The 25,921-nt window shown below is 42.8% G+C and carries 17 protein-coding genes and 5 pseudogenes; 2 read left to right on the forward strand and 20 right to left on the reverse strand.

Annotated features, from left to right (window positions below; translation table 11 throughout):
- Nucleotides 1-37: 37 nt before the first annotated feature.
- The 8 genes and pseudogenes from acnA to PCORN_RS06725 all read right to left on the reverse strand — a co-directional run bounded on the left by acnA (nucleotide 38) and on the right by PCORN_RS06725 (nucleotide 12,112).
- Nucleotides 38-2,747: pseudogene (gene acnA / locus PCORN_RS06690) on the reverse strand (aconitate hydratase AcnA).
- A 170-nt stretch (nucleotides 2,748-2,917) separates the two neighbouring features.
- Complete coding sequence (locus PCORN_RS06695; RefSeq protein WP_241433105.1) at nucleotides 2,918-3,556, reverse strand: lytic transglycosylase domain-containing protein; 639 nt, start codon at nucleotides 3,554-3,556, stop codon at nucleotides 2,918-2,920.
- A 4-nt stretch (nucleotides 3,557-3,560) separates the two neighbouring features.
- Nucleotides 3,561-3,985, reverse strand: a pseudogene (locus tag PCORN_RS06700) (general stress protein).
- 23 nt (nucleotides 3,986-4,008) lie between these two features.
- A pseudogene (locus PCORN_RS06705) lies at nucleotides 4,009-7,181 on the reverse strand (DEAD/DEAH box helicase).
- Between the two features lie 29 nt (nucleotides 7,182-7,210).
- The gene (locus tag PCORN_RS06710) at nucleotides 7,211-7,780 is read right to left on the reverse strand and encodes a GNAT family N-acetyltransferase (RefSeq protein ID WP_036078717.1); all 570 of its coding nucleotides are present in this window, start codon (nucleotides 7,778-7,780) and stop codon (nucleotides 7,211-7,213) included.
- Between the two features lie 135 nt (nucleotides 7,781-7,915).
- Nucleotides 7,916-8,476, reverse strand: a pseudogene (locus PCORN_RS21250) (SbcC/MukB-like Walker B domain-containing protein); the annotation flags it as partial.
- 1,237 nt (nucleotides 8,477-9,713) lie between these two features.
- Nucleotides 9,714-10,988, reverse strand: a complete 1,275-nt coding sequence (locus tag PCORN_RS18285) for an AAA family ATPase (protein WP_051999299.1) — start codon at nucleotides 10,986-10,988, stop codon at nucleotides 9,714-9,716.
- Nucleotides 10,985-12,112, reverse strand: coding sequence for an exonuclease SbcCD subunit D (locus PCORN_RS06725; RefSeq protein WP_036078719.1), 1,128 nt, complete (start codon nucleotides 12,110-12,112; stop codon nucleotides 10,985-10,987). Before PCORN_RS06725 ends, PCORN_RS18285 begins: the two co-directional genes overlap by 4 nt.
- 149 nt (nucleotides 12,113-12,261) lie before the next feature.
- Between PCORN_RS06725 and PCORN_RS06730 the strand changes: the two genes are divergently transcribed.
- Nucleotides 12,262-12,870 (forward strand): lysophospholipid acyltransferase family protein, encoded by a 609-nt coding sequence (locus tag PCORN_RS06730; RefSeq protein WP_036078721.1) that lies wholly within the window; start codon nucleotides 12,262-12,264, stop codon nucleotides 12,868-12,870.
- A gap of 61 nt (nucleotides 12,871-12,931) precedes the next feature.
- Here the strand turns inward: PCORN_RS06730 and PCORN_RS06735 are convergent, their stop codons facing one another.
- The 10 genes and pseudogenes from PCORN_RS06735 to yneA all read right to left on the reverse strand — a co-directional run bounded on the left by PCORN_RS06735 (nucleotide 12,932) and on the right by yneA (nucleotide 23,181).
- Nucleotides 12,932-13,435, reverse strand: coding sequence for a hypothetical protein (locus tag PCORN_RS06735; protein ID WP_036078724.1), 504 nt, complete (start codon nucleotides 13,433-13,435; stop codon nucleotides 12,932-12,934).
- 117 nt (nucleotides 13,436-13,552) lie between these two features.
- Complete coding sequence (locus PCORN_RS06740) at nucleotides 13,553-14,029, reverse strand: CcdC family protein (RefSeq protein WP_036078727.1); 477 nt, start codon at nucleotides 14,027-14,029, stop codon at nucleotides 13,553-13,555.
- Nucleotides 14,030-14,107: 78 nt separating this feature from the next.
- Nucleotides 14,108-15,908: pseudogene (locus PCORN_RS06745) on the reverse strand (ABC transporter ATP-binding protein).
- Nucleotides 15,895-17,661, reverse strand: a complete 1,767-nt coding sequence (locus PCORN_RS06750; protein ID WP_036078728.1) for an ABC transporter ATP-binding protein — start codon at nucleotides 17,659-17,661, stop codon at nucleotides 15,895-15,897. Before PCORN_RS06750 ends, PCORN_RS06745 begins: the two are co-directional and overlap by 14 nt.
- Nucleotides 17,662-18,002: 341 nt before the next feature.
- Nucleotides 18,003-19,184 (reverse strand): amidohydrolase, encoded by a 1,182-nt coding sequence (locus PCORN_RS06755; protein ID WP_036078730.1) that lies wholly within the window; start codon nucleotides 19,182-19,184, stop codon nucleotides 18,003-18,005.
- A 255-nt stretch (nucleotides 19,185-19,439) separates the two neighbouring features.
- Nucleotides 19,440-19,676, reverse strand: a complete 237-nt coding sequence (locus tag PCORN_RS06760; protein ID WP_149024280.1) for a YneF family protein — start codon at nucleotides 19,674-19,676, stop codon at nucleotides 19,440-19,442.
- Between the two features lie 230 nt (nucleotides 19,677-19,906).
- Nucleotides 19,907-21,901, reverse strand: a complete 1,995-nt coding sequence (gene tkt, locus PCORN_RS06765) for a transketolase (RefSeq protein WP_036078735.1) — start codon at nucleotides 21,899-21,901, stop codon at nucleotides 19,907-19,909.
- 163 nt (nucleotides 21,902-22,064) lie between these two features.
- The gene (locus PCORN_RS06770; RefSeq protein ID WP_036078737.1) at nucleotides 22,065-22,298 is read right to left on the reverse strand and encodes a DUF896 domain-containing protein; all 234 of its coding nucleotides are present in this window, start codon (nucleotides 22,296-22,298) and stop codon (nucleotides 22,065-22,067) included.
- Nucleotides 22,299-22,319: 21 nt separating this feature from the next.
- Nucleotides 22,320-22,775 (reverse strand): large conductance mechanosensitive channel protein MscL, encoded by a 456-nt coding sequence (gene mscL / locus PCORN_RS06775; protein WP_036078739.1) that lies wholly within the window; start codon nucleotides 22,773-22,775, stop codon nucleotides 22,320-22,322.
- Nucleotides 22,776-22,851: 76 nt separating this feature from the next.
- Nucleotides 22,852-23,181 (reverse strand): cell division suppressor protein YneA, encoded by a 330-nt coding sequence (yneA, locus tag PCORN_RS06780; protein ID WP_036078741.1) that lies wholly within the window; start codon nucleotides 23,179-23,181, stop codon nucleotides 22,852-22,854.
- A 162-nt stretch (nucleotides 23,182-23,343) separates the two neighbouring features.
- Between yneA and lexA the strand changes: the two genes are divergently transcribed.
- Complete coding sequence (gene lexA / locus PCORN_RS06785; RefSeq protein WP_036078779.1) at nucleotides 23,344-23,958, forward strand: transcriptional repressor LexA; 615 nt, start codon at nucleotides 23,344-23,346, stop codon at nucleotides 23,956-23,958.
- A gap of 56 nt (nucleotides 23,959-24,014) precedes the next feature.
- On the opposite strand, the gene glnA is transcribed toward lexA, so the two are convergent.
- Entirely contained in the window at nucleotides 24,015-25,349 is a 1,335-nt protein-coding gene (glnA, locus tag PCORN_RS06790; RefSeq protein ID WP_036078742.1) for a type I glutamate--ammonia ligase, read from the reverse strand.
- A gap of 58 nt (nucleotides 25,350-25,407) precedes the next feature.
- Nucleotides 25,408-25,776: a MerR family transcriptional regulator gene (locus PCORN_RS06795; protein ID WP_036078744.1), complete on the reverse strand. Its 369-nt coding sequence runs from the start codon at nucleotides 25,774-25,776 to the stop codon at nucleotides 25,408-25,410.
- Nucleotides 25,777-25,921: the final 145 nt, after the last annotated feature.

Genomic DNA, 25,921 nt, shown 5'->3' on the forward strand with positions numbered 1-25,921 from the left:
GAACGCACGTTCTAGTTCGATGTTTTTTTTATTTCTTTTATTTCTTCAGTTTTCCACGTAAAACCATTGGCAAAATTCCGCCATGACGGTAATAATCAATTTCTACATCCGAGTCAAAACGAACAAGTGCCTCAAATGTTTTGCGTGTGCCATCTTCTGCAACCGCCGTTACTGTGACGAAATCGAGTGGAGAAACCGTTTCATCAATAGCAACACTAATCGTTTCCCGACCAGTTAAGCCAAGTGAATCTGCGCTTTCGCCATCTTTAAACTGTAATGGTAATACACCCATCATCGCAAGGTTAGAGCGGTGAATCCGTTCGTAGCTTTTCGCAATGACTGTTTTAATACCGAGTAAATTCGTTCCTTTTGCAGCCCAGTCACGAGAAGATCCCATTCCGTAATCATCACCAGTCAGAACAACCAAACCAGTTCCAGCCTCTTGATATTTCATCGATGCATCATAAATTGGCATAATTTCTTCCGTTGGCCAATACGTCGTATAACCGCCTTCTGTTCCTGGTGCCACTTGGTTTCTAATCCGAATATTCGCGAATGTTCCGCGCATCATCACATCATGATGTCCACGACGCGAGCCATACGAGTTAAAGTCACGAATCGCTACACCATGCGCTTGTAAATACTTCCCAGCAGGCGTATCTTTTCCAATCGCCCCAGCTGGAGAAATATGATCCGTCGTAACAGAATCACCAAACTTACCGATCACACGAAGCCCGTCTAACGCTTCAACCGTTCCCGCTTCTGGTGACAAATTCTCAAAAAATGGTGGATTGGCAATATACGTCGAGTCAGCATCCCAGTCGTATAGTGCTTGTTCCGACGTCGCAATCGCATTCCATTCCTCATTTTGACTGAAGACATTCGCATATTCTTCGCGGAATAATTCAGGCGTTACCGTTCTTTCTACGAGCGCCTTGACTTCCTCTTGCGCCGGCCAAATATCGCTTAAAAAGACATCTTGACCATGTTCGCCTTTTCCGATTGGTTCGTGTAACATATCGATATTCGTCGTCCCAGCGAGTGCATACGCCACGACAAGTGGTGGTGAAGCTAAGAAGTTCGCTTTTACTAACGCATGGATTCGCCCTTCAAAATTACGATTTCCACTCAAGACAGCGGAAACAAGCATATCATTGTCCACAATTGCCTGTTCAATCTCATCTTTTAGCGGTCCTGAATTCCCGATACATGTGGTACAGCCGTAACCAACAAGATCAAAACCTAATTTATCAAGGTATGGTAGCAAACCTGCATCTTCCAAATAACCCGTCACAACTTTCGAACCTGGCGCGAGCGATGTCTTCACGAATTTCGGCACTTCAAGACCTAGTTCCACCGCTTTTTTCGCGAGAAGTCCAGCGCTTAGCATCACGTAAGGATTCGACGTATTAGTACAGCTTGTAATCGCTGCAATCGCCACAGAACCCGTCTTCATTGTCGATTGGTCACCATTGCCAAACGTTACTTTTGCTTCCTTATGCAAGTCTTTTTTCGATAAGCCAAATCCCTGGTTGCCGTTTGGCGCACTGATCGAGGCTTGGAAGCTCTCTTTCATTTTCGATAATGGAATCAAGTCTTGCGGACGTTTCGGTCCTGCTAAGTTCGGCTCGATCAAGCTTAAATCAAGTTCCACAACCGACGTATAGCTTGGTTCTACGTTTTCCGGTGTGAAAAACAACTCATTTTTTTGCAAGTATTCTTTCACAAGCGCAACTTGTTTTTCTTCACGGCCTGTTAAACGTAAGTACGTCAACGATTCCTCATCTACTGGGAAAAAGCCACATGTTGCGCCGTATTCTGGTGCCATATTTGCAATCGTTGCACGGTCAGCAAGCGGCAATGTCGCCACACCTTTACCGAAGAACTCAACGAATTTGCCGACCACTTTCTTTTCACGCAGAACTTGTGTTACTTTTAATGCCAAATCAGTTGCTGTTGCACCATTTGGTAAGGCGTTGATTAATTTAACACCAATAACTTCTGGAATTGGGAAATACGATGGTTGGCCGAGCATTCCTGCTTCTGCCTCGATTCCGCCAACGCCCCAGCCAAGTACTCCGATTCCATTGATCATCGTTGTATGCGAGTCGGTTCCGACCAAGCTATCTGGAAACGCTGTATATTCATTCTCAGCCACTTGATTCGCGATTACAACGCTTGCCAAATACTCCAAATTCACTTGATGGACAATTCCCGTTGCTGGTGGTACTGCGCGATAATTATCAAACGATTTCTGCGCCCAGTTTAAGAATTGGTAGCGCTCCATATTACGCTCAAACTCCAGTTTCATATTGATTTCTAGCGCTTCTGGATTCGCGTAACTATCGACTTGTACCGAGTGGTCGACCACAAGATCCACTGGAATTTCTGGATTAATATCTTCCGGATTTCCACCCAGATCTGCCATCGCTTTACGAAGAGAGGCTAAGTCAACTACAGCTGGAACCCCTGTAAAATCTTGCAAAATAACACGCGCTGGTTTGAATGGAACTTCCCCGTCATTTTTCTTTGTCGCATCCCAGTGCGCTAAGTCTTCAATGTGCTTATCCGTGATGATGCGTCCGTCCGCTTGACGCAATACCGATTCAAGTAGTACGCGGATCGAGTAAGGCAGTTTTTTTAATGGATGTTTGACCATCCGCCTCAAGTGTTTTTAATTGATAATAATGATACGTGTCGTCGCCAATTTGAAACGACTGCTTTGCTTTCTCATTCCAATTTTTCATTAGTTTTTCCTCCCACTGTGATACCCTTCGCTCTCGTTGCAATCTTCTACTACTCTATTGTACGAAAAAAAGCGTGATAAGTAAACTAAGATAAATCGATGCTTTGCGATAAGTAAAGATTATCGATAAAACTACGTCAAAAAAGCCGAACGTAAACGCTCGACTTCTTCTCATTTTGAGGCTACATCGTTGTTCCACGCCTTTTTAAACTGATCGCGGTAGAACAAAATATCCTTCACATAAATATCGCTGTGATTATACTTAAAAATCGCTTGCTTCTCCTTGCCTTCCTTCGCACCATTGTCCGCTAAAAAGTTCGCGGTAGAAAAAACAGCATCTTCCAAATCCCATGGATCCGCTTTTCCATCCTGATTCGCATCCACACCGTACCCACCGTAAGCCTTAATCACGCTCGGATCAACTAGATCATTATCAGTGAAATCACCAATGCCCCCAGTTGCTGGACACCCTTTTGCACTCCACCCCACAAATGTACACGGCATAAACTGCATCGGGCCAATCGCGCCAACATCAGAAATCATCGGTTCTACCGTTGAAAATTTCGTCTCCACACGATGCACAGCAGCCAGCAGAAACCAATCAATACCATATTCCTTCGCCGCTGCTTGATAAATCGAAACAAACTGCTCCGGAATGTCTTGCATATACGGTTTTGGCTTTTCCTCCGCTCGAAATTGCATCAGGACAATAAGAGCCAAGCCTAATACGAACAAGGCTAAAATCGCCAAAAACATGCTGCGTCTCTGTTTGACTTTACGTAGTTGCGCCTTTGTCGGCTTTTTCTTCACCAATTTATCTCGCCAAAATCAAGATTTGACCACTGTGAAGCGCACGAACGAATTCATCGATTTGTGCATCATCTAAATCGAAATCTGAAAGCAGGCGTTTTACTGATTTATCACTCGTATTCGAAAACCATTTCGCAAAAGGACCAGCTGCATAAAGCGCGCCGTATTTTGGATTATACACTTGCGGAATCACCAATCCACCACTAAGCGACTGCAAAATACCAGAGATTACACCAAATGCTTCTTCATTAACTGGATGCTCTTCCTCCACATTTGTCGACTCCATAATCTCTTTTACTTCATCCTCTTGGTCTGACTTTGCTAAAATCGAGATATTCTTCTTTTTTTGTAACCTCTAACTTCAAGTTCCGTAATTTTATCCACGGCTTCTGCTTCATTTCCTGCGATAAATACTTCCCAATTATCCATAAACACTCGCGTCCCTTCTATAATCAACTCAATGTCAAAATCTCTTTTATCTCTTCTGTTGTTAAACGATGGAGCATTTGTTCCCCAGGCTGGATTAGCGCATCCATCAATGCCTGTTTTTGCTTCTGTAAATTATAGATTTTCTCTTCAATTGTGCCTTTTGTAATCATTCGAATCACTTGTACCACGTTTTTCTGCCCGATTCGATGCGCTCGACTCGCAGCTTGTTCTTCCACCGCGGGATTCCACCATAAATCATACAAAATAACCGTGTCGGCACCTGTCAAATTCAGCCCAGTTCCACCAGCTTTCAGAGAAATAAAGAATAAATCGGCATCTCCTGCATTAAAAGCGTTCACCAGATCCATCCGACTCTTCGAAGGCGTGCCACCATCCATATAAAAATAACGATAGCCAGCATCTTCTGCTTGTGTTTTCATGATTTGTAACATCGACGTGAACTGAGAAAAAATCAAGATTCGCTTGCCGCTTTCACGTGCTGTTTGTATTGTATCAAACAATTGTACCAGTTTACCAGAACCACCATCGTAATTTTCAACAAAAAGCGCTGGATCGCAACAAATTTGGCGTAACCGCGTCAAACCTGCTAACAATTTAATCCGATTTTCTTGATCATTCCCATCTTTAGCAGCCAATTCTTGTTGTATTTTTTCCAAATAAGCGAGGTAAATTGTTTTTTGTGGTTCGGTTAGTTCAGAATAAAGATTTGTCTCGATTTTATCTGGTAATTCTTTGACAACATCCCGTTTGAGACGGCGCATCAAGAACGGTCGAATCATCTGTGCCACGCGCTCATGCGATAATTCTTTAAACTTACGTAGCGATGGGAAAAAACCTGGCATAATCGTTTGAAACATCGTCCATAATTCATCGATACTATTTTCTAACGGCGTGCCACTAAGCGCAAAAACATTCGTCGTTTTGAGTGCCCGAACAGCTTGCGATGCCTTTGTATTGTAGTTTTTAATCGCTTGCGCTTCATCTAAAATAATCGTTTGGAAACGCGTCGTTAAGAATTCCTGCTCATCTTGACGCAAGGACGGATAGGATATTAAATAGACATGCCCCGGCTCGATTTTTTGAATCAGTTCCAGTCGAATTTGTGATGTCCCGTGAATCACCGTCACTGGAATATCAGGCGCAAACTTTTCAAATTCGCTCGACCAGTTATACAAAAGAGAAGCCGGCGTCACGATTAAAACAGGTTTCATATCCGGGTTTTCTTCGATAGTCGAGGCAATATACGTAATTGCCTGTAGCGTCTTTCCGAGCCCCATATCATCCGCCAAAACGCCGCCTAAATGATATTTTCCAAGTGATTTCATCCATTCAAAACCCGTCACTTGATACTCGCGAAGCTCTGCATTCAAATTCGTAGGCAACGGGTAGGACGTATCCTCTTGATTCACAATCTCGTGCAATAAATCGCGGAACGTCCGGCTGAACTTATTGTGCTCATTTTGCGCACTGCCCATCGCCTCATAGATTTGCATCCCACGATAAAGCGGTACTGCCATCTGTTTCCCAACTTCTTTTTTACGAACATCTAAAATATCAAAAATCGCTTCCATTTGCTGATAACTCTCGTCTTCAAGCGACAAGAAACGCCCACTGTTCAAGCGATGATACTTCCGCTTTTCCCGCAAAGATTGCAATACTTCTTGAATTTCATCCTCATCAATACCTTGAAAATCAAATGCCACCGATAAATAATCATTATCATGCGACACATCGATGGTCGTCGTTGGCTTCACATGTTCCTCTACCATCTCTTCCAAACCATCTTCTAAATAAATCGCCACATCTGTTGCCAAACTCGGAACGACCCGATAGTAAAATTCATAAAAGGCTCGCCTCATCTGAATTCACAACCATTTGCGTCTCCGAAAAATGAACAGGAGCTGCCTCAATGCGGTGCATAATTTTTGCTTCGGTTTCCATATCCCGAATCATAATCCTGCCATCCGGATCCACGCTTTCCGTTAATGCAAACGGGTCAAAAACCTGCGAACCATAGTGATATTCCAGTTTTAGCACATGCTCGTCGTTTTTTTTGCGATATCCACATCTTCGAAACGAGCGGTTGCTGAATCACCCGATCCTCAATCGACGGATCAATCTGAACGTGCCCACTTTTTTGTAGCGATGGCAATACGTAAGACATCACTTCACTAAGTTGCGCTTCCGAAAACTGTACCACTTCATTTTCCGTCACACTATGAAAATGAATCAGTGGCGTCAACTGCTCCCAAACCGCGTCACTCGGCCGATAAAAGACACCATTTAAAAACAACAACTGATAGCTTTCCAAGTAACTCGCTTGTTGCAATTCCTCCATCACAAGCTGGTACATATCGCCGTTATCATTTTTACGAAACACGAACGAAAACGGTAACGTTCCTTTTTTAAAAAGCAAACCGCTATATTTAATATCATCATGAATACAAATCGTGTTCTGCCCCATCAAGTCAGCCAAAATCGTCTCCGCTAAACTTGGAGGAATAATCAGCACCTTTTCCTCCGCATACGACTTGTTCCAATAGACGCTATCCGTATCATACATCTTCGCGATTTCATTGATTTTCGTCAGCTCATTGAAAACAGCAATATCACGCTCACCGAAATAATATTCGTTCGGATCAAAACTGAAATTTTTCGTGAAGAAATAGCTCGTATGTTGCTTTATCGCTTGCAAAAAGTCCCCGATATTTTTCACGACATACGTACGATCTTGTCCAACCTTCAAATCCAGCGTCAACATATTTTTATCATGATTTTCCTGCATCCGTAGAATGTACTCCACCTTCAGTGGCGTTTTGGCCGTTGTATCAAATGTATCGAAATGGCGGTCCATATTTTCTTGAAACAGAGAAAGTAACGTGGTAGCCTCTTGCGCCAGAATACGCTGCTTAAAATTAGCCTTCTCCATTTTTGTTTGATGCGCCTCGTGTTCTAGCTCAACTGCATAAATATGCGCGCAGATACTATTTTCTTGGAAGTAAATGCAATCACACTGATAATTCCCGCTCGCCACATGCTTCACTTCATACGAAACCCGATCATCTACAACGACAGAACGGAACATATTCGCATATGTCGTCTTCTCTTCAAAAACAGTGATTGCTCCATCTTCCAGTAATTCGCGCCCCTTTTTCTTAATCGAAACAGGAATCATTGTGTTTTTTGGATCTGTTAACAATTCACTCAACTCCTGACATTTTGGGTCATGTGATAATAATCATGACCTGATAAAACCAAATCATACTCCGATTCGTAACCTAATTTTTTATATAAATTTAGCGCACCTTCATTTGCTTTTTCAACATTAAGCGCGATAATCTCGCAATTTTTAGCGACAGCCAATTCTTTAAACGCATGAAGTAATTCTTTTCCAATCCCTTGACCACGATACGCCGAGTCTACCACAAGAGAATCCAGATAATACTCGCCCATCCATGTTTCTTGCTCTGTAAACAGCGGTATTTTGTTGACAATCCCAAACATATCTTGAATGCCTTCCCACTCATCATCCATGTTTTCCGCATGCTCCCCATGATAACTCACAAGGATTCCTGCAACGACGCCATCGATTTCCTTGACCATCACATTCTCTTTACTAAACCGATAATCCGGTCGTAAAAAGCTCGCCTCAATCATTTCCAGCATCATTTCTTTACTCACACCTTCTAAAAACGGCAACTCCATATCCTCTAAAATTATATAAATAAGTGGTGCGACTTGTTCCGCATCTTCCGCTTTCGCTTGTCGTATCATCACAATTCCTCCATTCGTTTCATCAGGAAAAAATGTTCCCCTTTTTCAGTCAACAGTTCATTATATCGAAAAAAGTCCAATGTTTCAAACTAGGAAACTATTTTCACTCCAAGTCTGCACCTCCACATCCAGTTATTATAGTCCTTGTGCGAAAAATTTCGTCGTACTTCCGTGGTTTGTTGCCGTTACTTCCAGCCGTGACGGAATTCGTTCTTTCAGTTCTGGCACATGTGAAATAATACCGACAAGCCGTCCCGATTCCTGCGTTTCAAGCAGACATTCCACCGCCATTTCCAGCGATTCTGGATCCAGCGTACCAAATCCTTCATCAATAAACATCGTCTCTAGTGAAATCCCGCCAGACATTTCCTGCACAACTTCGGCCAAGGCTAGCGCCAAAGATAGCGACGTTTTGAAGCTTTCCCCACCAGATAATGTTTTAACATGCCGTTCCAAGCCAGTATACTCATCGTAAACTTCAAGCTCCAAACCACTTTGCACGTTTCCTTTTGACTTTTCCTTTTTGCGGTTCAGTTGAAACCTACCATTCGTCATTTTTTTCAAGCGCCCGTTTGCCCGAAGTAGAATGGTATCTAAGAAAGTGGCTAAAACAAAGCGTTCAAACGTTAGGCGTCGGTCATTTTTCCCGCGTGCCATATCCGCCAAATAGCCAATATCCGCGTATGCCTTCTCCGCCTCGCTCGTCTCCACCAGATATTTCAAAAACCGTTCGGACAACTCCGACAACTTGCGAGCAGCGTCTTTTTGCCCCATCCAGAGCTCCGCTTTTTCATGGTACGCCCGCTTTGCCTCATCATCCAATCGTTGTAGTTCTTTTAAATCCGGCTGTTCGATTCCCGCAAGTCTTGCCTCCATCTCTTTCAAACGCTCCGATACAAAATGATATCGCTGCTCAAAATCACGAATAAAGCGCTCCTTCTCGTCCAAAAGTTCCGGACTCAAAATAGCTCGCTGATAGGAAACATAATCCGCAAAACCATTCGCCGCCATGATATCTTTAAAAATCGTGCGTTGCACTATCAAAGCATCATCTGCCTTCAAAACTGCTTTCCCCGCCATATCACTCACCGAAACAGTCTTGTAATGTCCTTCTTTCGCCGCATTATACGCCGATTCCGAGTGTCCCTTCTTCTCTTCAAAATCAGTAATTTTCGTCGTCAACGTTTTCTGTTGTTCATAAAAGACAGCCGGATTTTGAAACTCCTCTGGTACGTCCTCCAAAAGCAAAGCATATGTCGTTTTAGCAGCGTCAACACTTTTGCTAACTTCCTCATAAACCGTCTGCAACTTCCCTTTTTCCTCGCCTAGCTTGATCATGTCCTGTTTATTCCTTTCCAGCTGTTCCTCTACACCGCTCTCTTCCGCCAGAAAATCATCCATTTCTGTGAGTTTCTTCTCTTTTTCCGCTAATTCCTCGCCATACAATACTTGTCTGTCCTTCAAAACCTGCAATGATTCCTCCGAAGCAAATACAATTTGTTCGATCTGCCATTTTTTCTGTTCCACTTTTACCGCAATCGCTTTTAAAGCATCCTGTCTAGCGCTCTGCCCCTCTCTTGCCGTATCTACTTCCGTTTTCGTCACGCCCGAAGTTTCTAGCGCCACATTCGGATGCTCCATCGAACCACAAACAGGGCACGCATCGCCGTCTACAAGCGTTAACGCCAATATCGCCGCTTGTTCATGTTGCCACATCGCATCCAATTCCTCGTAGTTTGTTTGCGCTTCGCTAAACTGTTTCTCTGCAGCTCTCAACTCTCCACCTAACATAACAAATTCCGCTTCCCATGCATTCTTCTGTTCGCCTTTTCTTATTTCAGCTAAAACAAACGCTTCTTCTTGCTTCAACTCGGTTAGCCGTTGCTTTATTTCTGCATATTTCAGCCGCGAATCCTGCACCCATCGCGCACGTTCAGCTAATTTTTCCGATTGTTCCAACAACCCTTTTTTCCTGCAAGGTAAACCGTTCTAGTTTCTGTGCTAAATCTTGTTGTCGTCCACTTTCCTGCGCTAATTCTTGTTGCACTGCCAAAGCTCGCGTCACTTTCGCCTCCATCGAATGGAGCAAATCTCGCTTTTTAACCCAAGCCACATATTCTAACTCGATTTCCTTCACTTTCTCTATTTCCAAATGAGCTTTTTCAAGTGCTACTTCCTGATTTTCCAGCGTTTTCAAAGCCTGCTGCTCTTCCAATTTCACCTCGTCTAGTTGTTGCTTTAAACGCAAGCACAAGGCATCTTGATCAATCAATGTCCCAGCTTTTCGCGCTAAGCCCACAGCTTCTTGTTCTTGATTTCGCTTGCCCGATTGCTCATCCAATGCCGCTTTTTCTGCCCGCAATTTCGCTAATTGTACCCATTCCGCGATTTTTTCCTCCGCCAACGTCACATTTTTAGACGTGATTTCGGCTTTCCCCTTCGCTAAATCCATCTGTTCCTGAAGCCCATTCATCGTTTCCCGCTCTACAATCAACCGTTCTGCAAACATCAGCTCAATATCCAGCGCCGTTTTTCCCGCCAGCGCCTCCGCGTCAAAAGCCTCCTGCGTAATGCCCGTCACTTTTTCACGCAACAATCGCACTTGTTGCTCCTGCTCCTTCTGCTGACTCCACAACTGATTTTCAATAAGCTGATAGAAATGCGTATGTGCCAACCGCTGCAAAATCGCTTCCTTCTCCTTACTCTCTGCCACAAGCAATTCCCGAAATTCGCCCTGCGGAATCATCAAAATCTGGCGAAACTGATCCACATTCAACTGGATAATCTCTTCCATTTTCGCCCCAACATCCCGAACCGAACTCGCAAGTAGCGTCTCCTCTTTCCCATCCATTTCATATAGCTCCGCCTTCGCAGTAACTGTGGTCATCCCTTCCCCACGCTGCTTTGGAACCTCCTGCTGTGGCACACGACGAACCAAATAACGCACATCCCGAAGCAAAAATTCAAGCGATACTTCCGTCAAATCCTCCGCTTTGGCAAAATGACTCCGCAATGAAAAACCTTCCCGATCATTCGTGTTCGCCTTTCCAAAAATTGCAAAACTAATCGCATCAAAAATCGTCGACTTCCCAGCGCCCGTTTTCCCAGAAATCACGAAAATCCGTTCCTGACCTAGCTCCGTAAAATCAATCGTCTCCGCCTTCGCATAAGCACCAAAAGCCTGCATCGTCAGCTTCAAAGGCCTCATTGATCCGCACCTCCCTTCACACTATCCATCGTCTCGCGCATAATCTCCACCTGCCGATTCGACAATTCCTTCCCACTCACATGTTCAAAAAACTGCGCAAACAGCTCCAAATCATCTTTTTTAATCACATCTTCAAATCGTTCAAACTGACTATCTGTCAATTTTCCCTGCACCCGCTCCAAATGCAACACATTCGGATAAAACGCCCGCAGTTGTCCAATCGGATCAATTAACGCTCCCTCATCCAACAAGTTAATCTGCAAGAAATCCTCATTTCCAGGCGCCACCAAACTTACCAAATCCGCCAAATAGCCTTCGATAATCCGTAAATCATGCAATGGCTCCAAATAGCGTTCTCGCACTTCCTGAAGCGCCTTCCCATCCATCGTCACAATCCGAACACTCTTCTTATCCTTCGCCTCCGAAAACGAATATTTCAGCGGCGACCCTGCATAAAAAATACTCGGATGATTAATCGCGTGCGGATGATGCAAATGCCCAAGCGCCACATAATCAAAGCCCTCAAAACAATTCGTCGACACCCGATCCACATTCCCAATCGCTAATTGCCGCTCCGAATCACTAGGAAGCCCACCTGCAACAAACGCGTGCCCCACCAAAATCTGCGCCTTATCCGGATTCCAAACCGTTCTAATTTTTGCCGTGACAGCCTGCATCGCGTCCTCAAACGACCGCACCGTCTTATCCTCAAAAGCCGCCCGAACCTGCGCCGGCTCATGATATGGAACCAACCAAACTTGCGCCCCGTTCCACTCAATCGGCGCTAACTCCTTGCCCAACGTCCCTTGAATATGTAACCCGCTCTTCTCATACCAAGCCGAACCAAAATTTACCCGCTCCGCACTATCATGATTCCCACTAATCGCAAAAACCGGCTTCCCAAGCGCCACATTCAGCTCCATCAGCACATCATTCAAAAGCGTCACCGCATCCGCTGGCGGCACCGACCGATCATACAAGTCCCCTGCAATCACAATCCCATCGACCTGCTCTTCTTCCGCAATCCGCGCAATCTGCTCTAAAATATACCGCTGTTCCGCAAGCATCGACACACCATTCACAATCTTTCCCAAATGCCAATCCGCCGTATGTAAAAATTTCATCCTAACACCTCATTATTCTATTTTATCATTATCTCCAGTATACTATATTTTCGAAAAAAACAAGAACAGCACATAAGCACTAGACGTTTCCACAACTTTTCAGTATACTAAAAACAAGACTAAAAAAAGAATTATAGGAGTGAACCAACTTGTTCTACACTTTTGCGATAAATTTCGTCCAGGTGATCCTCACGATAATCGGCGGACGCCTCCAAGTACAGAATAAAGACAAAATCCCGGAAGCGCCATTCGTTGTCGTTTCCACGCACACATCGTGGATGGAAATTCTCTACCTCGGATTTGCCATAAAACCACTTCAAATTCACTATATGGCAAAACAAGAACTATTCAAAACCAAGTCACTAAACTGGTTAATGCGCCATCTCAACGCCTTCCCAGTAAATCGTGAAAATCCCGGTCCAAGCGCGATCAAGCTTCCAATTCGCCTGTTAAAAGACGGAAAAGTAGTCGGTATTTTCCCAAGTGGCACTAGAAAATCAGCTGGCCTCCATCTAAAACGCGGCGCTGTAACCGTGGCACTAAAAGGCAAAGTTCCAATCCTGCCAGCCGTATACGATGGGCCAAAAACAGTCGGTGAATTATTCAAACGGAAAAAAGTCATCATCCGATTCGGCGATCCAATTCCATTCAACGAAAAAGATATCGATCAAAAAGAACTACTAGAAATTAAATCTGAAGAAGTTTTGAAAACCTTCGAACGCTTACAAGCAGAAATAGACGAAACAAAAGGAAAATAAGCCTATCAAAAAAAGCGTTACGAACCTCAAAAAAAAGGGTTGTAACGCTTTTTATTTAAATTTACGCTGCTGTGTCATTCATAATATTAGATGGTGCTAAGCCGACATCTTTCAAAGCCTTACCAAGTGCGTCAGACGCCTTTTGCATCGCTTCATCTGCTGATTTTGTATCGATTGGAGAAGCTTTTAAACCTTTAGCCTCCGCTGCATACGCATCACTCAGGTCTTTTACCGCCGTTTTGAAAGCTTCTGTCTCTGTACCAAAGTTCGGTACTTTTACATCCGCCAAAACTTGTGAAACCTTGTCAGCTGAGCTACTAGCCGCTGTTGCAAGTGTTGTAAGCTCTGCCCCTGTTGGTGGTGTATCACTACCAATTGCCGCTTGATACGCGTCATAATCCGCATCATTGTCATTAATTTTTGCAACTAAATCCATGTAAAAACTCATGGCATCTGCACTAACATCTTTCTTCTCTGTTGTTTTTTCATCTTTCGCATCATTGCCGCAAGCCGCTAAGCTAAACACAAGTGCAAGAGAAAATAAAGCTACTAACCATTTCTTCAAATGAAAAACCTCCTCTTTTTATACATGTTGCCCAATTCATGCAACCTTACTCATTATATCGATGTTCCTGTCATAATTCAACCGTTTTCATGGGATGAATCCTCCCAAATTTTAAAATCAGGTTTCTCCCGTTTGCTCTAGTTTCCCAGCGACATTTTTATATTGAAAATACATCGCAATTCGCCAAGGAATAATCATCGCAAACGCTAGAATCCAAAACATTCCAGACAATTCACCAACATCCACCGAACCACTAATCCAATATTTAATACCAAGTCGAATTAACAGCAAACTCAACAAAATAACTGGAAACGATTTCGTCCGCTTAATAAAAACGTACTTATGCTTAATCTCAAACCGCGTTGTCCAAATTAAAATGAGCGAGAAAACTAGCCCCATCAATACAGCCTCTAAAATACCTGCAGGCGAAACTCGAAAATATGGAATCACGAACATAAGCGCTCCAGTACTCATCATAATCGGCGGAATAATAATTTTTTTCACGGTTGCCGGCTCTTTCGACGCCTTCATTCGAATCAAGATAACCCCGACACCAAAAACAAGCGTGATGATAATTGATAATATAAATGACACGTTTCTTCCTCCTAATCGGCACTATTTACTTGCCTCATTATAAACTTTTTTTAGAAGAAAAACAACCTTTCTGCCCGATTAACCCAGCTCCTCTAACTCCATGCCACTATTTTGCAACTGGTACATCGAATGATACACACCGCCATGCTCCAGCAATTCCTCATGCGTTCCCCGTTCAATAATGCTTCCTTTACGAAGCACCAAAATCAAATCCGCATCTTTTATCGTCGAAAGCCTGTGCGCAATCGCAATCGTTGTCCTACCCTGCCTCATATTTCGCAATCCCGTCTGAATCAAACTTTCCGTTTCCGTATCAATATTCGCCGTCGCCTCATCTAAAACAAGAATTTGCGGATTCGTCACGACCGTCCTAGCGAATGAAATCAACTGACGCTGACCACTCGAAAACGCAGCGCCACGCTCAATAACCTTATGATCATACTTATCAGCCAACGTATTAATAAACCGATCTGCCTGAACAAATTGCGCCGCTTCCAAAATTTCTCGATCGGTAATCAACTTATTATGCAACCGAATGTTATCCTTAATCGTGCCATAAAACATAAAGCTATCCTGTAAAACTAGCCCCGTTTTCGCACGCAATTCTTCCATCGGATATCGCTTAATCGACTTCCCATCAATCAAAATCTCACCGCGCTCAAACTCATAGAAACGCATCATTAAATTGATAATCGAGCTTTTCCCACTTCCCGTATGTCCAACAAGCGCAACCGTTTGCCCCGATTCAGCAGTAAAACTAATATCTTTCAACACATTCTTTTTTACCATCATATGAAAACGTAACATTTTTGAACTCAATCTTCGCTTGTCCAATGGCTAAACCGTCTTCCGCATCCTGTTCTGGCGCCAAATCTGTGCCATCCATAATTCGGAACACACGCGAAGCCGCCGTAATCGCCTCTTGATACATCGCCAACCGCTCCATAATGTTGTAAATCGCCTCTAAAAACCGATCAAAATACGTGATAAAAGCGTAAATTGTCCCAATCGCGACCGGTCCTGAAAACGACTGAATCCCGAAGAAACTAAGAATCAACACAACCGCTAGCGAATAAATCAGATCAATCGCCGGACCAAGAAGCAATGCGTTAAATTTAATATTTTTCATACCAACATCGTAATAATCTTTATTAATCTCTTCAAACTCACCGATTAAGCGCTTTTCCTGATTAAACTGTTGCACAATCGACATCCCTGAAATAGACTCCGCAATCTTCGCATTTAATTGACTCAATTTTTCTCGGCGAGCTCTATAAAATTGCGAACTATACTTCCGGTACACAATAATAATCAGCATTGTCAACGGAAAAACAAGCAAACTATACGCCGCCAATTTGGCATCCATAATAAACATCGCCGTATAAATTCCGATAAGCATAAACACACTTTGAATCGCCGTCCCGAGCACATTAATAAACATATCCTTAATCGCTTCCGTATCATTCGTGACACGCGAAACCAAGCTCCCCGCAGGCGTTTGATCAAAATAGCGCATCCCCATATTCTGAAGTTTACTAAAGATATCCACCCGAATCCGCTGCACAATCCGTAAAGCAATTTTTTGAAATAAAACGAGTTGAAAATACCAAATCACAGACCTGCCAAGCGCCAGCCCCATATAGCCCGATGCCAACAAAAGAATCGGCCCAGCCACAAAATGAAGCGGTGTCAAGTAATCATCCAGAAATATTTTAATCAAAATCGGCAAAAATACATCTGCCAGTGTAACCAGCATGACGAGAAAAATCGTTAAAATAAGCGCTGGGACATGATACTTCGTGTAGCTAAACAAGCGCTTCAAAACCGCACGATGTTCTTTTCCACTCATCGTTAACATTTCTTCATTATTCGGCTCCATTCGTATCACCCCCGCCCTCAATAAGCTCCTCTAATTGCTGATTCCGGAACATTTCCGCATACCAACCGTCGAGCGCCACAAGCTCCGCATGCGTTCCTCGCTCCACAATTCTCCCCTTATCAATCACGATAATAATCGTCGCATGCTCCACCGAACTGAGTCGATGTGCACTAATAATCGTCGTTTTATCCGCCCGATTTTCTTTGAGATTTTGCAAAATCAGCTCTTCCGTTTTCGCATCCACAGCCGAAAGCGCATCATCCAAAATAAGTAACTCTGGATTCATAATCAACGCCCTCGCAATCGCTAAACGCTGCTTCTGACCACCAGAAAGCGACACACCACGCTCGCCCACGACTGTATCATAGCCGTCCGTGAACTCCGTGATATCCTCATGCACCGAGACCATCTCTGCAATATACTCTACATCCGCCTGCGATAATTTTGGATTTCCAAAACGAATATTTTCCCGAACCGTCGTTGAAAACAAAAACTGATCCTGCGGCACATAACCAATCGCACGTCGCAATCCCCGCACCGTATAGCGTTGAATCGCCTCCCCATCAAACTTAATCGAGCCCTGATAATCATCATATTCCCGCATCAACAATTTCAAAAGCGTCGTCTTACCAGAACCCGTTCGCCCCACAATCCCAAGCGTTCCACCCGATTTCAACTGAAAAACAATATCTTGCAAAACTGGCGCATTCTCATCAGGATACGTAAATGCCTCTAACGCAAAATCAATATCCCCGCGCGGTAACTCATCGATTGCCCCAAAATCATCCTTCACGTCCTCCGGCTCATTTAGCAACGTATTCAACCGATCATACGACGCATTCCCACGCTGAATCACATTAAATAAGAACCCAAACGCCAACATCGGCCAAATCAACAAGAATAAATAGTTCGTAAATGCAATCACCTGACCAATCGTAAGGGTCCCTTCCATCACAAATTTCGCCCCAAAAGCAAGCGAAAGTACAAACGAAACACTCACAATAATCGAAATCATCGGATCAAACATCGCATCCAATTTCGCAACTTTCACGTTGACACCGACAACCTCCTCCGTCTGTCTTCTAAAATCCTCAATATCCTCCTGCTCCTGCCCGAATGTTTTCGTGACCTTAATCCCCGACAGACTTTCCTGCGTCTTATCATTCAACTTCGAAAATTCCGCCTGGGCGCTATGAAAACGATCATGCAATTTCCGACCAAGCACCGAACTTCCCCACACCATAAAAGGCATCGGCAACAGCGCAATCAACGTCAAGCGCCAATCAATCGTAATCGCCATCGTTGCAATAACTGTACTTCCCGTCAAAATGGAATCACACAACGTCAAAACACCGAACCCAGCCACTTGTTGAATCGCCGAAATATCATTCGTCGCATGCGCCATCAAATCCCCCGTTCGATAGCGCTGAAAAAAGAACGGCGACATTTTCGATAAATGCTCAAATAATCGTAATCGCAATTGGCGCTGCAACTTATTATCCGATCCAAAAATCATCATCCGCCAAAAATAACGACCCACATACGCCACAACAGCAGCCCCAAGTAGCACTCCCATCCACATGTATAAATGATTTTTCGTCAGCGTATCCTTACTAATCGCGTCCACCGTCATACCAAGTATTTTCGGCGGCACCAGTTGGAGCAAAGTTATCATAAAAAGCAATGAAACCCCGATAATATACGATTTTCGCTGCTCTTTAAAAAACCATCCCAACTCCTTATAAATCTTCATTCCCAACCCTCTTTTCTCTTAAAACCCATTTTAATCCTTTTTTCGGACATAAAAAATAACGGACATGTCTTGCTCTGCCCATTACTGTTTGGAAATATATATCGAAATGATGCCCATAAAAGTACACATACCAGCCCTCAAATAAGCCTGTACCTCTTCCTCGATATAACGGACGCCGAATTTAGGCTATCTCCTACAATAATGGTGTGTTTATCCAATCCTATTATCTTTTTCATTGTCCTTACCTCCTTCTCAAATTTGTTTACAAAAACTAGTGTAACCGATTTCTTCAAAAGATTCAAGTATATTTATAATTTTTTTATTTAACAGACAAAGAACCCTTATTCCGGATTCTCTGTCAAATATGTGTAAGCGTACTGCGCGTATAGTTCCGCGCCATAAACCAGTGCATCCTCATCCACATTAAATCGGCCATGATGATGCGCCCATTCCGTATCCTTTTCTGAATTTCCAGACCCAACAAGCGCAAAACAACCTGGAGCCTCCTGCAAATAATAACTAAAATCCTCACCCGCCATCGTTGGTCGGTCTGAATAAAGCACCGCATCACCAAAACTACTGGCAACCACACGCTGAGCCAATTCCGAACTCTGCACCTCATTTATCACCGCATGCGTCCCGTAGCGATAATCCACTTCCACCGTTGCTCCATAAGTAGCTGCCACTTGCTCTGCATACCGCCGAATCGCAATTTCCATTTTTTCACGGACCCCTGGATGAAAAGACCGAACCGTCCCTTCCAAAATCGCATTTTCCGCAATCACATTATATCGCGTTCCAGCTTCCATACGCCCTATCGTAAAAACAGCCGGCTCAAGCGGATCCATTTCCCGTGATACAATCGCCTGGGCTCCCATGACAAAAGCCGAAGCAACAACGGTCGCATCAACACAAGCGTTCGGCATCGCACCATGCCCACCGCGTCCCGTAAACCTAATCTCAACCACATCCGCAGACGCAAAAACAGGCCCAGTGTTACAAGAAATAGTATGCGTCGGCAATTGCGACCAAATATGAATCCCAAACACATTATCCACGCCATGCATCGCACCTTGCTGAATCATCGCCTCCGCACCTTCCGTAATCTCCTCCGCAGGCTGAAAAATAAAACGCACCGTCCCAGCCAACTCATCCTGAACTGCAACAAGCGCTTCTGCCGCACAAAGTAACATCGCCGTATGTGCATCGTGTCCGCACGCATGCATTTTCCCATCATTTCGCGATTGGTAAGACAGCGCCTCGGTCAATTCCATCACAGGTAACGCATCCATATCCGCACGAAGCGCTACCGTTTTCCCGCCCCTGTTTCCGACCAGTTCGGCCACGACCCCCGTCGGCTCCATTCGCCGATACGCAATTCCCATCCGTTCAAGCTCCGTTACAACCCGATTCGTCGTCCGGATCTCCTGCCACGACAACTCCGGATTCCTATGTAAATCCCTCCGAAAAGCAACCATCATTTCCTCATTCCGCTTAATCTCAGCCTTTATCTTTCCATTCATCCCAACGCCTCCAATTCGTTTTTTAAAGTACCGTCTAGCCTGATGAACCTATTCTACCACTCTAGCACCACTTTTACTTGCGACACGCTCGGAAAACCCAAAATATTCTGCAAATACTAGTTAAAACTAAAAAACACCTCTCAAAATCACGTCTCAAACGTAATTCTAAAAAGTGTTTCAAGTATACCAAAAAATAAGCTGTTTAGAACGACTGTATCAAACTATAAAATATAGCATCCATTCCCGATTCTAATCTTATTTTTTCTTCTTCGTTTTTCCTTCTTTTTCTTGCTGTTTGCCCATGGCGTTCATCATTTGGTTAATTTTCTTTTGTGACGGTTTCATTCCCATTTGGGCCATCATCATTTGTAACATTTGCTCATTGATTGGCGGGTTTTTCTTCAGATACGTCATCATGTATCTTCTTGCAATGAAAAATCCTAATGCCAAACCAGCAATTAAGCAAAGTATGCCGATAAGTATATACCACAACATATTCTCTTTCTCCTCCTCGAAACAATATATCCCTTTTATTGTACTTGATTTATCAGGCCAAAACAATAGTTTTTCGATATTCTATAGCAATAAAAGTTCGCTATCATTAAAAAATCACAACTGCCTCATTATACCATCAACACAACGTATACACAACATATTATCATAAAAAGAAGTGCAAAATGATTGAGCAAAAGCTCGCCTCATCTTGCACTCCAATCTATTACTTATAAAGATTTCACAGTGTTAACAACGTTCTCCACAGTGAAACCATAGTTTTTAATAATCGTATCGCCTGGTGCCGAAGCGCCAAACTTGTCGATTCCAATTGTCTTACCATCTAGACCAACGTAACGTTCCCAACCAAGCGTTGAGCCCATTTCGATAGATACACGTTTACGAACCACATTCGGTAGAACACTCTCTTTATATTCCGCTGATTGCTGATCAAACAAATCAAATGACGGGATACTAACGACAGATGCATCGATACCATCTTTGGCAAGTTCCGTTTGTGCTTGCACAGCTAAATTAACTTCCGATCCAGTTGCTAAAAGAAGTACATCCGCCACGTCTTTCTTCGCTGGAGACAACACATATGCTCCTTTAGCCACGCCTTCTTCCGCCAATTTAGCAGAATTCGGCAATGTTGGTAAGTTTTGACGCGTAAGCACAAGAGCCGTTGGACGATTAGTTGAGCGAATCGCGATTTTCCATGCTGCAACAACTTCATTCCCATCTGCTGGGCGAAGCAATGTCAAACCAGGCATCGCACGAAGAGAAGCGATTTGTTCTACAGGTTCATGCGTTGGACCATCTTCCCCTACCGCAATACTGTCATGCGTCAACACATAATTAACTGGCAAGTGTTGAATCGCAGATAAGCGAATCGCCGCACGCAGATAGTCAGAGAATACAAAGAATGTTCCACCGTAAACTTTCAGCCCAGAATGTAACGCCATACCATTCAGTGCGGCACCCATTGCGAACTCACGTACCCCAAACCAAATATTACGATCAGCAGGTGTAGCTTTCGTGAACTCACCATCCGTTGCAATATTAGTATTGTTGGAACCAGCTAAATCAGCAGACCCACCAAATAGTTGTGGTAACTTCGCAGCTAAGGAATTGATTACCTCACCACTCGACGCACGGCTAGCAAGCGACTTATCCTCACCATATACAGGTAAATCCTTATCCCAGCCTTCTGGAAGTTCCTCCTTCAAGCTAAGCTCTAATTGAGCCGCAAGTTCAGGAAATTTCTCTTTATAAGAAGCAAACATCGTGTTCCATGCCTGTTCTTCCTCAGCGCCACGTTTTGCAAGCGTCTCTTTAAAACGATCGTACACTTCACTTGGAACATAGAAATCTTCCTCGTAATCCCAACCATATACTGCTTTGGCAGCTTTAATGCCATCCGCACCAAGTGGAGCACCATGAACCTTGCTCGTACCTTCGTTTGGAGCACCAAAGCCAATAACTGTTTTCACTTCAATCATCGTTGGTTGTGATGTATTTTGTTTTGCTTTTTCGATAGCTGCTAAAATTTCCGTTGTATCATTGCCATCTTTAACGAGCAAGTGTTCCCAACCGTAAGATTCAAAACGTTGCTTCACGCTCTCAGAAAATGATTTATCCAAATCACCGTCTAGTGAAATATCGTTAGAATCATATAAGAGTACCAAACGACCAAGTTGTTGATGTCCAGCAAGGGAAGCTGCTTCTGATGCAACACCTTCCATCAAATCGCCATCACCACATAATGCATATGTATAGTGATCCACAACTGGGAATCCATCTTTATTATACATTGCTTCTAAATGTCTTTCTGCCATTGCCATACCGACAGCCATCGCAATACCTTGTCCAAGTGGACCAGTAGTCGCATCTACACCATCTGTATGATGAACCTCAGGATGACCAGGTGTTTTGCTATCCCATTGGCGGAACTGCTTTAAATCTTCTAATCCTAATTTATAACCACTAAGGTGTAGCAAACTATAAAGCAACATAGAACCATGTCCTGCAGAAAGAACGAAGCGGTCCCGGTTAAACCAGTGTGAATTAGCTGGGTTTGCTTTCAGTACTTTAGACCATAATGCGTACGCCATTGGAGCTGCCCCCATTGGTAATCCTGGGTGACCAGAATTGGCTTTTTGAATTGCGTCGATCGATAATGTTCGAATAGTATTAATTGCTAATTGATCCGTTTTATCAAACAAATGAAACATCCTCTCTTGTTTTAGTCACTACTCTCTATAATAATCCTTTCTAGGCTTTTTCACAACTAAAAAATATCTAATTGTTTCTAAATGCATTAAAATGATCGATAATGTTCGATTAAGTATAAAAAACTGGAGAGATACATCCATCCCCCCAGTTTTTTCACAGCTTATTTCGCTCATCACGTTTTCGTTTAATCTTTTCAGGTGTTACATCGTCACCATTTGGATCGATGAACGTCGTGTGCTCAATCGTATCCCGAACCTGATTTCGAAAGGATTTGATATACTCTTGGCGAAGTGCCTCTTGCTCTAACTTCTCATCAACAGTCATCGTGCCCGCCTTTTTCTTATGCGACAATTCGTTAATTCGATCTATTTTTGCTTTTTCTAACATCATTTCCCTCCTCATATGCTATTATACCGATAATCCTGATTCCTCATTTTGATTCAAATCCGATGTACATTGTGGGCATTTACTCGCCTTCTCTGGAATAGCCGAAAAACAGTAAGGACATTCTTTAGTAACGGGCTTTTTCGGCTCTAGTAGTATATACTTTGTTACCACTTTAATAATTAGGAACACCGAAAAAGCAATAATGAGAAAACTAATGACATTATTAATAAACAAACCATAGTTCATTGTTGGCGCGCCAGCCGCTTGAGCAGCTTTTAGCGTATCGTAATGTGTCCCATTTAAACTGATAAATAGATTTGTAAAGTCAACATTGCCTATTAGTAGCCCTAATGGGGGCATAATAATATCATTCACAAGCGAGTTCACAATACTCGTAAATGCGGCACCAATGACAATACCAATCGCCATACCAAGTGCATTTCCTTTCGAAATAAATGCTTTAAAATCTTTAAACATCGAAAAACCTCTTTTCGTTCATTATCAATGCCTATTCTACATGAAAATAAGAGGTTTTTAAAGCATTGTGTCCTATTTACTCATTTGCTAATTGAATAGAACTATCTATATCTGTACTACCTTTCTTAACTGGGATCGTAATTGTCTCACCAGCTGTTAATTTGCCATTGATTATAAGATTCTCTTTCTCGACCCATGCTACAAATTCTTGCTTGCTCATTTTATAATTACCAGCATATTCATCTGCTAAGCTCCAAATAGAATCTCCACTAGCAACACTAACCTCGTCATAATCAGAACCCGCCTGATTCACTGTAACCATCATTAACACGAGGCCCAAAACAAAACACGTAATAATAAATATAATTGCAATATAATACCGATCCCAAATAGATTTTAAAGTCATCTTTATCCCTCCAAAAGAATATACGTTCGCTTTTTATTCATTATAGAACACTCGTTCTATAATGTCAACAAAAAAAAACGAACAATTGTTTGCATATCTAAAAAATCTTTGATATACTGGGATTAATAAAGAAGTAATGAAAGAGTGAGCGGGGTGAAACAAATGAAATTATCAAAACGGCAACAAGATATCTATGACTTTATCAAATCTGAAGTAAAAGATAAGGGTTATCCACCCTCCGTGCGTGAAATCGGTGAAGCAGTTGGTTTAGCCTCTAGCTCAACGGTTCACGGCCACTTAGCACGACTCGAAGGAAAAGGCCTCATTCGCCGAGACCCGACAAAACCTAGGGCTATTGAAATCCTATCTTTGGAAGATGATATCGCAACTCCAAATGTTATTAATATTCCTATTATCGGTAAAGTAACGGCAGGTATACCTATTACCGCTGTTGAAAATATCGATGAATACTTCCCTTTACCTGAATATATGGCGAATGGTGAAACAGAGATATTTATGTTGGAAATTGATGGCGAAAGCATGATTAACGCAGGTATTCTTAACGGCGACAAAGTGATTGTAAGGCAACAAAATTCCGCTAATAACGGCGAAATAGTTGTCGCAATGACGGATGACAATGAAGCTACTTGCAAAAGGTTTTTCAGAGAATCCAGCCATTTCCGCTTACAACCAGAGAATGATTCTTTAAAGCCAATCCTTTTAAGAAATGTTACTATTTTAGGTAAAGTTATCGGCTTGTACCGCGATATTCGCTAAACCAAAAAAGCTTGCCACACCAATAATGGTGTGGCAAGCTTTTTTGGTTTTAGCTATTAATATATTTCCATGTATTGATCGCGTTCCCATTGGTGAACTGCGGTTCTAAACATATCACATTCAATGGTCTTAGCTTCCACAAAATGTTCTAGAATGTGTTCACCCAAACCATCAACAATGATGTCATCTTTGGCCAGCTCTTTTAAAGCTAGTGCTAGACTTTCTGGAAGATCATAAATGCCGTGCGCGTGACGCTCTTCTTCATTCATGCCATAAATATTGCGATCCACAGGTTTTGGTGGCGTAAGCTCATTTTTAATACCATCTAAACCTGCACGAAGTAGGACAGCCATTGCTAGGTATGGGTTTGCCGCTGGATCGACACTGCGAAGCTCCAAACGTGTACTTAGTCCGCGAGAACTTGGCACACGAACAAGAGGGCTACGGTTTTTGCCAGACCAAGCGATATAACATGGCGCCTCATATCCTGGAACTAGTCGTTTATAGGAATTGACAGTCGGATTAGTGACCGCAGTATAGCCTTTCGCATGTTTTAGCATACCCGCTAAGAAATGATACGCTGTTTGGCTTAATTGTTCTTCGCCGTCTTTATCAAAGAATGCATTTCCATCTTTATTGAACAAGGACATATTGAAATGCATTCCTGATCCATTCACACCGAACAATGGTTTTGGCATGAATGTCGCGTGCAAACCATGTTTACGAGCAATTGTTTTTACGACTAATTTGAATGTCTGGATACTATCACACGCTGTGACTGCATCTTCATACTTGAAATCAATTTCGTGTTGACCTGGAGCCACTTCATGGTGACTCGCTTCAATTTCGAAGCCCATCTCTTCTAATTCTAATACAATATCACGACGACAATTTTCACCTAAATCTGTTGGTGCTAAATCAAAATAACCTGCATTATCATTCAATTCTAGCGTTGGTTTGCCCTTCTCATCCAATTTGAAAAGGAAAAATTCGGGTTCTGGTCCTAAGTTAAAATCTGTAAATCCTAAGTCATGCATTTCGGCTAATACACGTTTTAAGTTAGCACGAGGATCCCCCGCAAAAATTGTTCCGTCTGGATTATAAATATCACAAATCAACCGTGCCACCTTCCCTTTTTCTGCTGTCCAAGGGAATACAACCCATGTAGCAAGGTCTGGGAATAAGTACATGTCAGATTCTTCAATACGTACAAAACCTTCAATAGAGGAGCCATCAAACATCATTTTGTTATCCAATGCTTTGCCTAATTGACTTACCGGAATTTCCACGTTCTTAATGATTCCTAGGATATCCGTGAATTGCAAGCGGATGAATTTCACATTTTGTTCGTCTGCGAAGCGAAAAATGTCTTCTTTAGTATACGATGTCATAATTAAATCCTCCCAATAATTGATATTATATAAACTTTTTAAAAGTAAATACCTTGTGTCAAAATCTTGGTAATTGTTGTTTCCCAGAGGCATCTTGTTTCACGAATCGGCCAGCTTGTTGCATTTCTTTTCGCAAAATCTTGCGTACATCCTCATCAGTAAGCGGTGTTTTCTGCTCATCCTGCTGCATTTTATACATTTTTTTAATTCCCGCAATATTCAGACCATCATTCAAATAATCTTTAATCTCAAGCAGTACATCGATGTCTTGTAGCGAGTACAGTCGATGATTCCCTTGATTTCTTGCTGGGTGTATTAATCCTTGGTCCTCATAATAACGAATTTGTCGCGCAGTAAGGTCTGTTAATTTCATGACAGGACCTATCGGGAAAAGAGGCATCGATCTTCTAATTTCTTTTTCACTCACGACAATTTACCCCTTTCAAAACACTATATTTTTCATATGTTAGTTGCATTATAATGTATGTGATATCATTTGTCAAATTTATGTTAGATAATCTCACATATAAACAAAACCTTACGCATCAACGGTTACACTGAAACATAAAAAA

The organism is Listeria cornellensis FSL F6-0969 (assembly GCF_000525855.1).
Classification (GTDB): domain Bacteria; phylum Bacillota; class Bacilli; order Lactobacillales; family Listeriaceae; genus Listeria_A; species Listeria_A cornellensis.

Coding starts and splice junctions, on each gene's coding strand:
- PCORN_RS06710 (WP_036078717.1), bottom strand. CDS start 7,780: ATGATACGACAAGCGAAAGCGGAAGATGCGGAACAAGTCGCACCACTT.
- PCORN_RS18285 (WP_051999299.1), bottom strand. CDS start 10,988: ATGAGGCCTTTGAAGCTGACGATGCAGGCTTTTGGTGCTTATGCGAAG.
- PCORN_RS06725 (WP_036078719.1), bottom strand. CDS start 12,112: ATGAAATTTTTACATACGGCGGATTGGCATTTGGGAAAGATTGTGAAT.
- PCORN_RS06750 (WP_036078728.1), bottom strand. CDS start 17,661: ATGAAGATTTATAAGGAGTTGGGATGGTTTTTTAAAGAGCAGCGAAAA.
- PCORN_RS06755 (WP_036078730.1), bottom strand. CDS start 19,184: ATGAATGGAAAGATAAAGGCTGAGATTAAGCGGAATGAGGAAATGATG.
- PCORN_RS06770 (WP_036078737.1), bottom strand. CDS start 22,298: ATGTTAGAAAAAGCAAAAATAGATCGAATTAACGAATTGTCGCATAAG.
- mscL (WP_036078739.1), bottom strand. CDS start 22,775: ATGTTTAAAGATTTTAAAGCATTTATTTCGAAAGGAAATGCACTTGGT.
- yneA (WP_036078741.1), bottom strand. CDS start 23,181: ATGACTTTAAAATCTATTTGGGATCGGTATTATATTGCAATTATATTT.
- lexA (WP_036078779.1), top strand. CDS start 23,344: ATGAAATTATCAAAACGGCAACAAGATATCTATGACTTTATCAAATCT.
- glnA (WP_036078742.1), bottom strand. CDS start 25,349: ATGACATCGTATACTAAAGAAGACATTTTTCGCTTCGCAGACGAACAA.